This window comes from Chitinophaga polysaccharea, assembly GCF_902150045.1.
GTDB classification, from domain to species: Bacteria; Bacteroidota; Bacteroidia; order Chitinophagales; family Chitinophagaceae; genus Chitinophaga; species Chitinophaga polysaccharea_A.
Genome location: NZ_CABFVU010000001.1, coordinates 1 through 13,974, shown reverse-complemented (window position 1 = coordinate 13,974; position 13,974 = coordinate 1). Strand labels below are relative to the sequence as shown.

Genomic DNA, 13,974 nt, shown 5'->3' with positions numbered 1-13,974 from the left:
GTAGTTATTTAACTACACAAAATTTTTTTTGGGAGATAATATGAAATGATCAATTGGCTGATGTATATATAAACTTCAATCCATATATTTGTAAAAAGGTAGGATGACTTACAATAAAATTAAACGGGTAAAAAGGAGTGAAGAGATCACCAGCCAGTACTTTGTGTTTTTAGATAAGCACATTGAAGACCTGGTAGCAGGAAGGGTGAATGAAATGATGGAGCTGAATGAAATTGCGGCGAAGTTATACATTTCACACAACCACTTGACAGATACCATCAGGCAAACAATGGGCGCTCATCCCTGTCACTTTTACGATCAGAAGATTATTGAAAAGGCAAAACAACTTTTGCAGGAAACAGACTTCTCTGTGGCTCATATAGCGATCACGCTCACCTATGATCCATCCAATTTTTCAAAATTCTTCCGTAAGTATGTAAAATCAACGCCTGATCAATGGCGGAAAAATAATCGCCCCGTTAAAAAACTTCCGAAAAGTTCACCATGATAAAACTACCAGGTATGTTGACCTTCATATAAATTAAAAACAATAAATATCTTCATTATGGCAAGAAATGATTTAAAAGGGAAAGTAGTTTTGATCGCAGGCGGAGCGAAGAACCTGGGTGGTTTATTAAGCCGTAAGTTTGCAGAACAGGGCGCAAAGCTGGCTATTCACTACAACAGTGAAAGCACCAGGACCGATGCGGAGAAAACCCTGTCCGATGTACAGGCCCTCGGCGCTGAAGCCTTCCTGTTCCAGGCCGATCTGACAAATGTGAAGAATATCACTAAATTCTTTGATGAAGCCATTTCCAGGTTTGGCGGAATAGACATCGCTGTCAATACCGTTGGTAAAGTGCTGAAGAAGGAATACATATCTACCAGTGAAGCTGAATACGACAGCATGGCCGTCATCAACTCCAAAGTAGCTTATTTCTTCATCCAGGAAGCAGGTAAAAAACTGAACGATAATGGTAAGATCTGTACCATTGTTACTTCCCTGCTGGCGGCATTTACAGGTTATTACTCCACTTATGCAGGAATGAAAGCACCGGTGGAAGATTTTACCCGGGCGGCATCCAAAGAGTTTGGCAGTCGTGGTATATCGGTATCAGCCGTGGCCCCGGGCCCGATGGATACCCCATTCTTCTACGGACAGGAAAGTGAAGATGCAGTGGCTTATCATAAATCCGCTTCTGCATTGGGAGGGCTTACAGATATCAAAGACATTGCTCCCCTGGTACTGTTCCTGGTAACAGACGGCTGGTGGATTACCGGGCAAACTATTTTCGCCAATGGTGGTTATACCACACGGTAAGTAGATACAACAGGTAGTGGAACAGGAAGTCGTCCTGTTTCACTACCTGTATTTATAAGATTTATTATGATCGGGAGGGGATGGCTTTATAATTCATATTTACTTCATATTATTTTACAGGTACCGCAGATAAGCCGCCGGATTGCTGAGAAACGAATGGGTAATACGGTAATGCTCCGTGTCTTCATAAGCAGTTTGCCGTATCTCATCTTCGCTTATTTCATAGAGCATGGCTCCCGGCACACCCATGATGATCGGGGAATGTGTAGCCACGATAAACTGGGAGTTTTTGCTTTTCATGGCTTCCAGGATAAAGGATATCAGGGATAGCTGTTTCAGGGGCGATAATGCAGCTTCCGGTTCATCCAGCAGGTAGATGCCGTTGTCATTTATTTTTGTTTGTATTATTTTCAGATAGGCTTCCCCGTGAGAAAGGGCCAGCAGGTTTTCCCCGTAATCGTTCCGCATCATGTGCAGCAGGGTGTGCATGCTTTCAGACATTTTATCAAGTACGGCAGCTGCTACTTCTTCCCGCATATCGTCCAGGAAGGCGTTGTTGCGGTTCTTTTCCTGTTTCAGTTTGTAGATATAGTCGCCGAAATCTTCCGCCCGGAAGAAGAATCCATTGAGAGGTTTCCTTACCTGTTCCAGCTGCAGGTAGGGCTGCAGTAGCCTGGCGGCGTTGAAATCCTCCCTTTTCCCGATATGATCGCCTATCAGCGGTGTATTCATGCGCATAGCAATACTTTCCAGCAGTGTGGATTTCCCGGTGCCGTTGTCGCCGGTAAAGATCGTAATTCTGTTGTCTATGGTTATGTTCTTCCCATGCCTCACCGCCGGCACGTTAAACGGGAATGGATGCGAGTGAGACGTATTTATGGATAAGGAGCGGAGAAAGGGCATAACAATGATATTAAGTTGAAAGATTAAGGTACTATTTTCTTAGGTAAAAACTCATCTGCCAGGGCATAAAAAAAGGAGTGAAGTTTTTTGGGTATTACCCTGGCGTCAAAGGCAGGGGATCCTGAGATATAGTTTTCTTTTAAAAAAATTTCTATTTTACCTTTTTTCAAATACTCAAGTATTTCCTGATGAACACAAATCAACAAATATGCCTCATCACCGGCGCCAGCAGCGGTATAGGGCATGCTATAGCCACTGCGCTGAAAAAGGAGAAGAATAACCAGCTGATTGTAACTGCCCGCAGAAACGATCGTCTTGAAGAATTAATATCCCCCAATGTAGATGTGCTCCCGGGAGATCTTAATTCGCCGGAATTCCAGGACTCAGTGATATCACATATCTGGAACAAATATGGCAGGTGCGATTACCTGTTCAATTGCGCCGGCAGCATCGAAGTGGGTACCGTAGAAGATATGGATATAGACAGGATGACGGCTATGCTTCGTTTGAATATAGAATCAACGTTCCGTCTTACTTATGCAATGCTGAAGAAATTCAGGCAACAGAACTCCGGGCATATCGTTAACCTGTCCGGCGTACTGGGCACCAAAGTAAGGGCCACTGCCGGTGCATATGCCGCAACAAAGTTCGCCATGGAGGCATTGTCGGAAGCGCTCAGGATGGAGCTGTCAGATTCCGGTATAAAGATCAGCTGTATAGAACCGGGGCTGGTAATGACGGAACTGCATAAGAACTGGAAAGTGCATCCAAAGGAAAGCATGAATATCAGTCATCCCTTGTCCACCGCAGATATTGTGGAGGTGGTAAAGTTTATCATGTCGCAGCCGGCACATGTAAACATCCCCAAGCTCATGATTCTTCCCAAAGGGCATAATATTTAGCAGTTATGAATAATACCGGTTATAATAACCGCTAAACGAACCCCTGCATTTTACTGACAATTCCGGTCAGGTCTGCTGCCTGAACCAATACCATGATCTGCCGTTAGTTCCATCCTGTTAGCCCCCTTCCTGATTTATAAATAAGTGAAGTCAATTACATATATTCAACCTTGCATATCCTGGTCTGATAGTATATACAAGCATAAATAATCTTTAAATAAAATACAATGCCCTTTAATAAGATAATTTCATTGTTAATAATAGCGGTTTTGCTTTGCATGCCCTTAACCTCCCTTTGTGCCCAGGACAGGAGCTATCAGGAACAAAACATAAATTTCAGCAGCAACGGAAATGAAATCTTTGGAAAGCTAATTACTCCTGTTGTCTATAAAGGTAAATTGCCGGTTGTTGTTTTTGTGCATGGCTCTGGTCCTGAAGATTATAGTTCATCAGATAACTACAGGTATATATGGGAAGAATTTACTAAAGCCGGCTTTGCCTGTTACTCCTGGAATAGGCCGGGAGTGGGCGAATCCAAGGGGAAATGGTATGAATTATCTGTAGAAAACAGAGCCGGTGAGGTAATGAGTGCAGTAAACAAACTAAAAACACTTGATATAACAGACAGTTCCGAAATAGGTTTTTGGGGAATCAGCCAGGCAGGTTGGGTTATTCCCCTGGTAAGTGAAAAGATGAAGCCCGCTTTTGTAATAACCGTTTCTTCGCCGGTAACTACAGCCTTCCGGCAGGAATTATACAGGGTGCGATCGGAAATGCAGGCGGAAGGATTTCCCCGGTCTGATATAAAAAAAGCCCTTTCCTATAACAGGAAACTCAGGATGATGATAAGCAAAGATGAGCCCTATGAACATTTTTCAGCTTTGCAAAAGGAGAACGAAGGCGCTAAATGGGCGGATAATGTTATTGGTGGTGGTGAAATGGTGTATGCCTATTTAAGTATCGTTTTTAAAAAAGACAGTCCCCCTGAACTGGATAGTCTTAACTGCCCTGTATTAGCCATCTGGGGGAAAAATGACCTGGTAGTGCCTCCTCAAAAGGGCGCCGCAACATACCGGAAAGCAATGAAACGTATTGGCAACTCCGATGCTTTGATAAAGATCATTCCTGATGCCGATCATACACTCACATTTAATAAGACCGGGAAACGGGCTGAAACGATAGAGAGAAGGGAACGGTATAAAGATAATCCCAAAGAGATCTTTGCTCCAGGCTATGTAACGCTGATGACGGATTGGTTAAAGCATTTGCATTTCCATCATAATTAAGTTTTGTCGGCACATTTTCCCTGCATGTCTATTTCCCGTAAATGACGACGGGACAGGAGGTAGTTTTGTGTAACAAACGTTTTTTATGAAAGCAGCTACAGAGCGTAAAATAATCCGCTGGTTACACATTATACTCAGCATTCCCATACTGGGATATATTTATGGGCCGGTAGCGTCCAATCCTCCCGCCGCAAATGCCGTGCGCTGGGTATTCCTGCCGGTAGTGATATTAAGCGGACTTTGGATGTGGAAAGGACATCTGCTAAAAAAGAAATTCAGGAAACGGGTAAGCGCATAGGTTTTTTGTTGTGCAGAAGAATATATGTTATTTTAGATAACTAATCTTTTGATCACATGAAACGTGCGCTCTTATCATGTGTGCTAACCATCTTTACAACGGCCGTATCCGGCCAGGGGGCAACGGACTTTCCAAAACTAAACTGGCTGGAAGGCTCATGGAAAAAGATGAACACGAAACCAGGCCGTTCGGGGCATGAGAAATGGGAGAGCATTACCCCCTCTCCCATGAAAGGCATAGGCATAACACTACAGGGGAAGGATACGGTTTTTTGGGAGAAACTCGAGCTGGTAGTGAAAGAGGATGCTATCTACTATGTAGCGGATGTTCAGGGGAATAAGGAACCTACCTGGTTTAAGATTACTTCCATAGGCAATAATGGGTTTACCTGTGAAAATGATGATCATGATTTCCCAAAAAAAATTGTGTATGAAAAGGAAGATAGAAAGATGAAGGTAACTATTTCGGGCAATGGAAAGTCCGTCGGTTTTTTATTTGAGAAAGGATGATGGTTGCCAGAGGTGGATGTCTGATTTTACTTACATAACATACTATTTGAAAATACCGTTTAAATGGATGTATTGAACTGGCTGCTCGATGCTGATCCCGCCATCCGCTGGCAGGTATTGCGCGACCTAATGGATGCGCCGGCTGAAGTTTACACCGCTGAACGTGAGCGGATAGCTATGGAAGGCTGGGGCGCGAGATTGCTGGCCTTGCAGGATGAAGATGGGCAGTGGGCAGGAGGCGCCTGTTTCCCTGCCAGTAGCCTTCAAACGGTTCCCGGAGAGCGGGGGCAGCCCTGGATCTCAACATTACCTACACTTCAGCTGCTATGGGGTTTCGGGATCGATCCAGATACAGAGCGCATGCGCCGGGGCATCGGGTTGATCAGGGACCACTGTTGCTGGGAGCATGCCGGGCAACCGTTCTTCAGCGGGGAGGTAGAGCCGTGTATTAACGGGAGAACTGTTGCGTTAGGCGTTTACTTTGGTCAGCAGGTAGATGATATTGTTGCCCGGTTAATGGAAGAACAGCTGGAAGACGGAGGATGGAATTGCGATGTGGAAATAGGTTCCTGCCGTTCTTCGTTTGCAACAACTATTAACGTCCTCGAAGGATTGCTGGCGCATGAGCGTGCAACCGGAGGCTCTACAGCGTCTATTGCAGCCCGGCGCAGAGGAGAAGAATATCTGCTTGAACGGAAACTATTCCGCCGCAAAAGCACCGGTGAAATCGTAGATCCTGCCTGGCTGCAATTCTCGTTTCCTGTACGCTGGCACTACGATGTGCTGCGCGCCCTCGAATACTTCCGGTTGGCAGGAGACGCGCCGGATCCGCGCATGGCCGAAGCGGTTGGTCTGCTCCGGTCCAAACGGCAGCCTGATGGTACATGGCTGCTGGAAAACACACATCCGGGCAGGGTACATTTTACCCTCGAAGAGGGCGACGGCCGGCCCAGCCGGTGGAATACCCTAAGAGCTATGCGGGTGCTTAACTGGTGTGGAAAGTTTGGGGAGTAAGCCAGTGCTTCATCCACCGTCTATATATTGGGAATGCTGTTCTGCGCTACTTGCTCGGATGTTAACCCGTACATCGGTGGTGTTTTCACGCCCAGCAGGTTCAGGTAAATATAAAGCTCCCCCCGGTGGTGGATCTCATGTTCCACCATGAATCGCATCCATTTCCATATCCGCATCTCAATATTGCCTGGAGTAGTGCATTTCCGCTGCAGGTCTTCATCGCTTAACCGGCGGAATATATCAAGTGATTGCTGGTGCAATTCGTTGAAAAAGGAGAGCACATTATCATAACCATCTGCCAGTTCTTTGCCACAGCCCTGGTAGGCGCTTTTCCTGCCGGCAATGGTTTCGGCGAACATATACCTTTCAATAGTGGCAATATGCCTGATCTGATCGCCGATACTGAATTTCCCCGGCAAATAGGACCGGTCCAGCTGGCTGGGAGGAACCACTTTAATGAGCCGGAGAGTACGTTCCCGTACTTTATCAAAGTAGTCGAGGAAAGGTTGTATGGTAAGTATTTCCATGGCTTATCTGCTTGCTTTCATGGGGGTGATCAATGATGTGGCTACCTGTGTTTCTTTACTGTCATTAACGGTGAAAAGATCGGTTTGTGCAACAGTAAGAGTAGCTCCTCCCTTTATAACCGTAGCTTTGGCGATAAGTTTTTCCCCTTTCGCCTATGTGTCGGTCTAACATAAACAGTTCTTTAAGGGAAGGTAGACATTTTTGACTATTTGTAAGAGCCAGCATACCGCGGCTATGTAATTACCACGGAGGTGTAGGGAGCATATAATGTCCAGCCAAGTGATTCATATAAGGCTTTGCCGGCTTCGGTTGCTACCAGCACGCCATTTGTTTTTTTCCGGGAAACCGCAATGTTTTCAAGTGTTTTCATGATAATTGTCGCCAACCCTTTACGGCGATGCAGTGCATCCGTTTCTATACGGTCATAGATAACAAAATCATCTACAAAGACCAAACGCCCAATAGCAGCTATATCCCCATTAATAGTAAGCACCTTTGCTATGGAAACAGGAACTTCGTTCTTTACTTCTAATTTATACTCATCAGCTAATCCTCTTTTACACGGTGACATAGGTGTAAAGCAGGTCATCATAAAGCCGGGAGGTTGAAGAACCCATGCAGAGGGGAGTATATTTTTAATCGCATCGGGAGGGGCGCATACTTTAAGAAACACCCAGGGCTCTATAATGGTATTGGCCAGGTCGGTAAATTCATTAGTGAAGTTGGGGAAAACATAACGGGCCTTTTGCCCGGGCCATCCTACCTCTACCCTGAACCCGCTGCCACTTTTGACCGGCAGTGGTAAGCCGCGTGATAAAGCCCATCCTTTAAGCCACTTTTCAACAATATTTGGATCAATCATATAAAAGGGAAGATTCTTTTTTATTTATCAGTGATCGGTAACAGGCGTTTTTATCCTTTGCAAAATCGAGCTGGTAAAAAAATGTTTCAGGGTCCGCTTTTTTTATCGGATAGGAATTATAGCATACGCCCAAGCCGGCGATAATGTAATAACCGTTTCCTTCCGGGAGGTCTTTTGCTGATAATAGTGTTGCTGGTTTTATCCACATAGCTAGTTTTCACGTTTAATAAGATCCTCAATGATCCGGGTAAAGTAATTTTCTTTATCATTTACATCAAGGGGGACTGAGCTACCGTTCAAAGGATAGTTGCCTTGTATGAATCTTAGTATACCATTTTTATCAAGGAACAGGTTTGTTGGCAGCGCTCTTATTTTTATCTCCTTCTTATACATCTCTCCATTTTCCAAAATCTGGAAGTTGAATTTTTTGTCTTTTAGGAAATCTGTCAGGTTATCGTCTGCTGCGCTGTTTTCTGTAATAGCTACAAAATTCATTTTGTCTTTATACTTTTCTTTAAGCATACTTAACTGGGGCATTTCCGCAATACACGGCCCGCAATAGATTGCCCAGAAGTTAATGAGCGTAGGCTTTCCCAGCAACCGGGCGGAAGAGATTTTATTCCCGTCAAGTTCCTCCAGGTTGAAATCGGGAAGTTTTTTATTCAGCAGCAAAAAGAGGGAATCCTGTTTGTATAGCATTTTAAATCCAGGTGATTGTTCACCGGATACTTTTTTATCTGCGGCAAACGTAATATAATTGACCACAGTGTCTTTTTCAAACGTTTTGTGATAGATGACCGCTGTTAATGAAAGGGATGGAGGGATCGTTTTTTTTACAGCATCAAAAGATGCTTTTACTTCAGCTTCGGTAAATAATACGCCATTGTTAAAGGTGTATACATTCTGCTGTGCAGAGATTTTCTGTTGTGTTAGTATCAGGAGGAAAACAATCAATGATCTCATTGCTGTAATTGATTTCCTGTTAAGATAACATTTTTATCTGCTATTCCGGTGGTTAGTGATATCAGTAACGTGGAAGGGAAATTGTCTTGTAGGGTATTTTATGATCCTCAGGGTATCTGCACGCTTCTCTAAAGCCTGGCAGCGGTCCGCCAGATAGTATAGCATATTTGATATACGGTTTGAGCCTGTTGCCATGCCTCTTCTCCAATTGCTCAATGAATCCCGTCAATGGCTAAACGGAGCTTTTCCATGTTTCCCCAAAAACAATTCTTTGCAGTAACACGTTTTTCAAACCTTCAAACATATCATCATGAAAACAAAAATGCTGTTAACGGCAGGTTTGCTCATATTATGTCTTGCCTGCTCAAAAACCGGCCCCGAAGGCCCACAGGGAGCACAGGGCCCCAAAGGCGATAAAGGAGATACCGGGAAGCAGGGTCCTGCAGGTACGGCCAATGTAATTTATTCCACCTGGAGGTCCTTTACGGGAAAGGTGGCACAATGGCCAGTGCCGGCTATTACAAGGGAGGTCCTGGATAAGGGGATTATATTGGTATACGTTGATTTCGGCTCTGCGGTATTGCTTGTACCCTATGCCTCCAACAGTGGCGATATAAAGATGTACCCCCAGTATTACGTAGGTGGTTTTAATGTGGTCAGTAATTTTGACCTGAATTCTTTCAGGTTCCGTTATGTCATCGTTCCCGGTGGCGTTATAGCCAGGAGCGCATCAGGGGTAAGCTATAGCGATTATCGCCAGGTGTGCAAATACTATGATATTGAACCATGACAGTGCGGAGCAGGGTCTGCGTATTACTCACGAAAGTAATTCGTGATGATCTTACTAATTGTATCAGCCTTATTAAAAACCATAAGATGTCCCCCGCCTTTAATACGGTAGTCAGGATGCACCAGCCGGCTGGTTATTACCCTGTCGGCTGTTCCGTGTATCTGGATAGTTCTTTCAGGTATTTCTTTGTTTTTCCAGTAACAAATACTTTTCAGCGCCCAGCGGAAAAAAGAAACATCCGTATCCTTCAATAATTTCCTCAGTGCTTTCTTATCATTCAGGGAATGGGCGCCAAAATAGCTGTAGGTAAGAAAATTAGCGCGATTTATTAATGCCCGGGGAATGATGCGGTATAAGCCTAGTTTCATGAAGAAAAACTGTCTTTTATTTAATTCATCCCTTGTTCTAACAGAGGAGATCAGCACCATTTTTTTGAATCTTACCATTTTAGATACTTCCACAGCCATTATGCCTCCAAAAGAAAGCCCGATTAAATATGGATCTTCCGCTGTAATCTGGCTTTTTATCCTGCCGGCATATGCTGTTAATGATTCATCCGGCAACGCCGGGATCCAGTTGATGTAAACTTTGTGGTAACCCGGTAATTTCAGGTTCATGAATATGGTAGAATCTGCCCCTATACCACTAAAAAGATAGACAACCTTTTGATCTTTTTTAACCGTGTCCAGGAGGGATTGGGCTTCCCCCCGGAAGCTGCTGATCATTAATAAAACAGAAAAAATCACTTTCACAATTGACGACATAGTATCCTTGCTTCTTTGACCTGAAAAGGCAATTTTAAATGAAACAGGCTACGATATTACTAAAAAAAAAATCAATCATTAAAATATGGGATATTAAGCTCACATTGGCAGAGTTTGCATCTATTATGGAATTATATTTATAAATAGCCGTTCTTTAATGAGCAGGACCCTTTGAGCAAGCGTAAGAATTGTATCCTGTTGCGCAAATGAGCTGTGAGGGAACAGACATGTGATCGTGATAAAATAAATATACTTTATAGTTCAGGTATCCGGGATCTTTTGATTAAAAAGATAATGTAAATATATGTTCTCCCAGGAATAAGAATACCGTGGAAATCCCCGGTAAATGTTGCTGGTGGGGAAATGAAGGATTATGCGGCGGGCATTCAAAAAGTATTATTTGGTCCGTCTGCATTTTCCGGCTTTGAGTTTAAGAGCGTAAAGATCTCCGTATCATAGCCACCACCGCTTTTATCCATTGCCTCCGGGTATTTTGTGCCGTCACGGCTAATATCCCTGCCATTGCGGCTCACATCATCCTGCCTGGTTGTGGATACAGAGGATGAAGCAAAGTTGAAAAAATGCAAATAGTTTGTTTTCCATTTTTGGGAGGTTGTACTTCGTTCAGAAAGTTTCAGCCAAGAAAGGGTATAATGGCATGCAGGGCAATTAGTGAAAACCCTTATTTTTTTACCAGTGAAAACCCTTAGAAACCGGTGAGGCTTCCGGCCAACAGGGCAGTTGTGGCAGCGGAGATCAGTTTGCCGTAAAGCTGAAAGACCAGTAAAATAAAAGATAGCCGGTAAGTTGTTTGCAGATCCCCCGACAGTGGAAACGCATTGCAAAAGGAAATTTTTTGCAGGAAAATTTGCAGGAAACAAAAAGATTTATAATTTAGCCGCTCCGACGGGATGTAGCGCAGCCCGGTAGCGCGCTTCGTTCGGGACGAAGAGGCCGCTGGTTCGAATCCAGTCATCCCGACCAAACAGTATCAAAGCATGAAGTTCAAAGCATTGAATTTCATGCTTTTTTGTTTAAAAACAAGTGCTGTTTTTCAGCAGGAACTGAGTGGCAATTTTGGCGCTTTTTCGCCGCAAAGCCGCTACAGTCGGTGACTTTCATCGGGATTTGAAATACTGATAATCGTTTCAAAGTATTTCAAGTCATAACAGCGTGAAAATTGTATCTCTCCAAATCATGTTAGTCAATTCATTTAAGGTCAGTTTTAATTAGTACGGTTCCCCGCAAACACTTAACCAGTAAGCATTCTGATATCATGAATGTTTTAGGCATTATTATTTTTTTTCTCTGCAGATCTTGCAAATCGACGCAGACGAAAAAAATGCGTAGTACATTTTATATCAACTCATGTCAACTCGTTTAGGAACTAAGTGGTGAACTAGGTTGGGAACTGAAGATACCTTATTTTCGGTTCCTGAAATGGATTTAAACATTTGTATATCAATTATTTATGATTGTTTTCGATTGATATCAAATGATACCATTTCATACCAGTGGATTCATTTTTTAAGTGTCCCTGTGTGCCAGAAAAGTGCTGTATGATTTTAAAACGCTAAAAAATGAAATGCCATGGAAAGTCCAAACACGCTCGCCATTTCTTTCATTTGAGACTATTGCCTATAAGAAATAGAATTAGAACCTGTTCCTATTCTCGACATATGTACAGTTGTGCTGTATTAGGTTGCAAGAAGGAAAATACTTTCTATCGCATCAGCAAAGCCCTGAAGGTTATTTATACAAACAATTAGTTAATTCCTCTTTGCCGTTCTTGCCACTGAAACATACGTCCTCAACCCGATTTTTAAGTATCGGCTTGGATCTACTAATCTCCTGCAAAGCTGTTTCTCCTCCAGTATCGTATAATTCCTTAATCCTGTAAAAGCTATCCCTGCTGTAACCCATTACTTTGCAAGCCTGGGACACATTACCCAAATTTTCTGCTAACTTGAGCAATCCTAATTTGGTTTTGATTAACTTGTCATTACTTTTCATTTCTGACAGTTTTAGGGGGATTAATTAATAAGTGTGGTTACTTAAAGTTAATCCCTTACTGTCAGATTAAGTCGTGACTATTTCAAATAAAAACAGTTTTTTACTTTCGTTGCGAATAATTACTTAGTGTATAACCGGACCATGCTTCAGTACAACAGGCTGCAAAATCATACATTTTATCGGATTTTGCATATTCCCGTTGTAGTTGAAAGCATCTTCAAGTGTGTATTCATAAAAAATAGTATTCTGTTCTGAACTACTATAAATGGATATTGGAATAATTAAAATATCTCCTTCTTTCGGTTTTTCTTTTAGGATAGCCTCCCAATTAACAGTCTTATAATTTTCTGGATTTGTTCCATCTTTTATTACTTCTTTAGGTGCATATTTGGAGGCTGTGATGTCTTTAATTTTTTTATCTCCACCAAACTTAATTTTGAGCGTGAAAAATGAAGATTGGTTTTTTTCAACAAGTACTCTAGGATAGCGGATGTTATTGCTTAGGACTTTATAAAGTTCCTTGTTAGCGTTTTTATCTTCAGGGGCTTGTTGTAAGTATACAGAGCCGCTGATGAAAAGTGTAATTATTAATGTTATTATTGATCTTACCATTATTATATTTTTTGTAGTTTTTGCCAATAAAATTTATAAAGGTGTATTTCACCATCTGATAAAGTATTTAGGGGCATCTGGTCCCTTTCTTATTTCCCTTTTCATATTGGTCTCCTTTTAATGCAATATCATTTGCTTTTGTAGGATCAGATTGCACTAAAGCCTTCCACGTAAATGTTTTCTGGACACCCTCCCAAGATAAGGCGTCTGCATCCTCTTTTGGTAAAGAGGGGAAAATTTCAGTCAATGCAGCACTCATAACATTTATATATCCAGCGGCCATCATCTGGTGTTGAAATGCTTCATCCCATTTGAGCCGTGTTGGAGAGGCATCCCCAAGACTTCGTGCATCAAATATTCCGTGTATCATTTCATGAAGTATAGTTGCAACTATTAACTCCTTTGCTGCTCCTTTAAGTAAATCAATATTTAAAGTAATTTCAAAATTAGTTTGATTTAATGCTGTTGTTTTAGCAAAAATTGTGTTACCAAATGTGTCCTCATTAAATGTTACATTATACTCATTCGATCCGCTAAAAAAAGTATTAAATATAGTTGTTATATTGTTAGTTAGCTTAGAATTAAGTGCAGTTTCAATTGACTGAGAAATACAAGGGTCTTTAGTATCATTGGTAATTAGGTTGAGGCTATTACCAGCACCAGTTCCCCTGCCCCCTCCGCCAATAGGAATTGGATTATTAGGAGTTACCGGCCCTCCAGGCTTAGGCAGTACCGGCTCTGAAGGAAAAGGAATATTAGTACCAGGGGTGCTCGGAGTGCCAGGTCGGGGTGCGGTTATTTCCACTGCAGGAAGGCCAATTTCAAAGGCTGGACCATCGTCATCAAGGCCTGTTGGTTTTTTCTTTGGTTTCGGCGGATCTATGGGATCATCCACCATCAAAGCCCGTGATTTGTATTTCAGGTCACCAGTCACAAGGCCATCTTTAAAACGTCTGCCCCTAAGAGGAACGTTGTCAAATGGATCAAAAATAATTATGTCACCGGTAAAATCCTCATTGGTCACAAATTGCCTCATGTCTTCATCTCCATTCCTACTTTTTGCAGCCAGATATGCTTTACCCGGCCGTATTTCTTGAATAGCTCCCAAGATAATCCCATTTGAATCTTTCTGAAACAAAATGTCCCGGTAGCCGACCGGAAGATAATAATCGATTAATGGAACTCTTAGAATGCTCGATTTGTCTTGAA

The 13,974-nt window shown here is 42.6% G+C and carries 16 protein-coding genes, 1 tRNA gene and 1 pseudogene; 9 read left to right on the top strand and 9 right to left on the bottom strand.

Going from position 1 to position 13,974, the window contains the following annotated elements; genetic code table 11:
• Positions 1–103 precede the first annotated feature (103 nt).
• Both FN124_RS00090 and FN124_RS00085 read left to right on the top strand, forming a co-directional pair.
• Positions 104–508 carry a helix-turn-helix domain-containing protein gene (locus FN124_RS00090; RefSeq protein WP_142682764.1) on the top strand — a complete coding sequence of 135 codons (405 nt, stop codon included), beginning with the start codon at positions 104–106 and terminating at the stop codon, positions 506–508.
• Positions 509–565: 57 nt separating this feature from the next.
• On the top strand, positions 566–1,321 hold the full coding sequence (locus tag FN124_RS00085) for an SDR family oxidoreductase (RefSeq protein ID WP_142682763.1): 756 nt from the start codon (positions 566–568) through the stop codon (positions 1,319–1,321).
• 114 nt (positions 1,322–1,435) lie between these two features.
• Here FN124_RS00085 and FN124_RS00080 read toward each other — a convergent pair whose 3' ends face one another.
• Positions 1,436–2,224 carry an AAA family ATPase gene (locus FN124_RS00080; RefSeq protein WP_142682762.1) on the bottom strand — a complete coding sequence of 263 codons (789 nt, stop codon included), beginning with the start codon at positions 2,222–2,224 and terminating at the stop codon, positions 1,436–1,438.
• A 188-nt stretch (positions 2,225–2,412) separates the two neighbouring features.
• On the opposite strand from FN124_RS00080, the gene FN124_RS00075 reads away from it, so the two are divergent.
• From FN124_RS00075 to FN124_RS00055, 5 genes are all read left to right on the top strand, one after another.
• Positions 2,413–3,126: an SDR family oxidoreductase gene (locus FN124_RS00075; RefSeq protein WP_142682761.1), complete on the top strand. Its 714-nt coding sequence runs from the start codon at positions 2,413–2,415 to the stop codon at positions 3,124–3,126.
• 278 nt (positions 3,127–3,404) lie between these two features.
• Positions 3,405–4,412 carry an alpha/beta hydrolase family protein gene (locus FN124_RS00070; protein ID WP_185937028.1) on the top strand — a complete coding sequence of 336 codons (1,008 nt, stop codon included), beginning with the start codon at positions 3,405–3,407 and terminating at the stop codon, positions 4,410–4,412.
• An 85-nt stretch (positions 4,413–4,497) separates the two neighbouring features.
• Complete coding sequence (locus FN124_RS00065; RefSeq protein WP_142682759.1) at positions 4,498–4,710, top strand: hypothetical protein; 213 nt, start codon at positions 4,498–4,500, stop codon at positions 4,708–4,710.
• Between the two features lie 56 nt (positions 4,711–4,766).
• Entirely contained in the window at positions 4,767–5,219 is a 453-nt protein-coding gene (locus FN124_RS00060) for a DUF6265 family protein (protein WP_142682758.1), read from the top strand.
• A gap of 63 nt (positions 5,220–5,282) precedes the next feature.
• Positions 5,283–6,233, top strand: a complete 951-nt coding sequence (locus tag FN124_RS00055; protein ID WP_142682757.1) for a hypothetical protein — start codon at positions 5,283–5,285, stop codon at positions 6,231–6,233.
• Positions 6,234–6,253: 20 nt separating this feature from the next.
• On the opposite strand, the gene FN124_RS00050 is transcribed toward FN124_RS00055, so the two are convergent.
• From FN124_RS00050 to FN124_RS00040, 3 genes are all read right to left on the bottom strand, one after another.
• Positions 6,254–6,760, bottom strand: coding sequence for a DinB family protein (locus tag FN124_RS00050; RefSeq protein ID WP_142682756.1), 507 nt, complete (start codon positions 6,758–6,760; stop codon positions 6,254–6,256).
• A 233-nt stretch (positions 6,761–6,993) separates the two neighbouring features.
• Positions 6,994–7,623: a GNAT family N-acetyltransferase gene (locus FN124_RS00045; protein WP_142682755.1), complete on the bottom strand. Its 630-nt coding sequence runs from the start codon at positions 7,621–7,623 to the stop codon at positions 6,994–6,996.
• 210 nt (positions 7,624–7,833) lie between these two features.
• A complete protein-coding gene (locus FN124_RS00040) occupies positions 7,834–8,586 on the bottom strand; it encodes a TlpA disulfide reductase family protein (RefSeq protein ID WP_142682754.1) in 753 nt (250 codons plus the stop codon).
• Positions 8,587–8,896: 310 nt separating this feature from the next.
• On the opposite strand from FN124_RS00040, the gene FN124_RS31090 reads away from it, so the two are divergent.
• Entirely contained in the window at positions 8,897–9,376 is a 480-nt protein-coding gene (locus tag FN124_RS31090; RefSeq protein ID WP_221887816.1) for a collagen-like protein, read from the top strand.
• A gap of 23 nt (positions 9,377–9,399) precedes the next feature.
• Here FN124_RS31090 and FN124_RS00030 read toward each other — a convergent pair whose 3' ends face one another.
• Positions 9,400–10,140 (bottom strand): alpha/beta hydrolase, encoded by a 741-nt coding sequence (locus FN124_RS00030; RefSeq protein ID WP_142682753.1) that lies wholly within the window; start codon positions 10,138–10,140, stop codon positions 9,400–9,402.
• A 386-nt stretch (positions 10,141–10,526) separates the two neighbouring features.
• On the bottom strand, positions 10,527–10,727 hold the full coding sequence (locus FN124_RS00025) for a hypothetical protein (protein ID WP_142682752.1): 201 nt from the start codon (positions 10,725–10,727) through the stop codon (positions 10,527–10,529).
• 320 nt (positions 10,728–11,047) lie between these two features.
• Between FN124_RS00025 and FN124_RS00020 the strand changes: the two genes are divergently transcribed.
• Positions 11,048–11,124 (top strand) — tRNA-Pro (locus FN124_RS00020).
• A gap of 825 nt (positions 11,125–11,949) precedes the next feature.
• Here the strand turns inward: FN124_RS00020 and FN124_RS00015 are convergent.
• The 3 genes and pseudogenes from FN124_RS00015 to FN124_RS00005 form a co-directional block, all read right to left on the bottom strand.
• Positions 11,950–12,153, bottom strand: a pseudogene (locus FN124_RS00015) (helix-turn-helix domain-containing protein); the annotation flags it as partial.
• Between the two features lie 123 nt (positions 12,154–12,276).
• On the bottom strand, positions 12,277–12,765 hold the full coding sequence (locus tag FN124_RS00010) for a hypothetical protein (RefSeq protein ID WP_142682751.1): 489 nt from the start codon (positions 12,763–12,765) through the stop codon (positions 12,277–12,279).
• 67 nt (positions 12,766–12,832) lie between these two features.
• On the bottom strand, positions 12,833–13,974 hold a 1,142-nt coding region (locus tag FN124_RS00005), incomplete at its 5' end, for a SprT family zinc-dependent metalloprotease (RefSeq protein WP_221887699.1).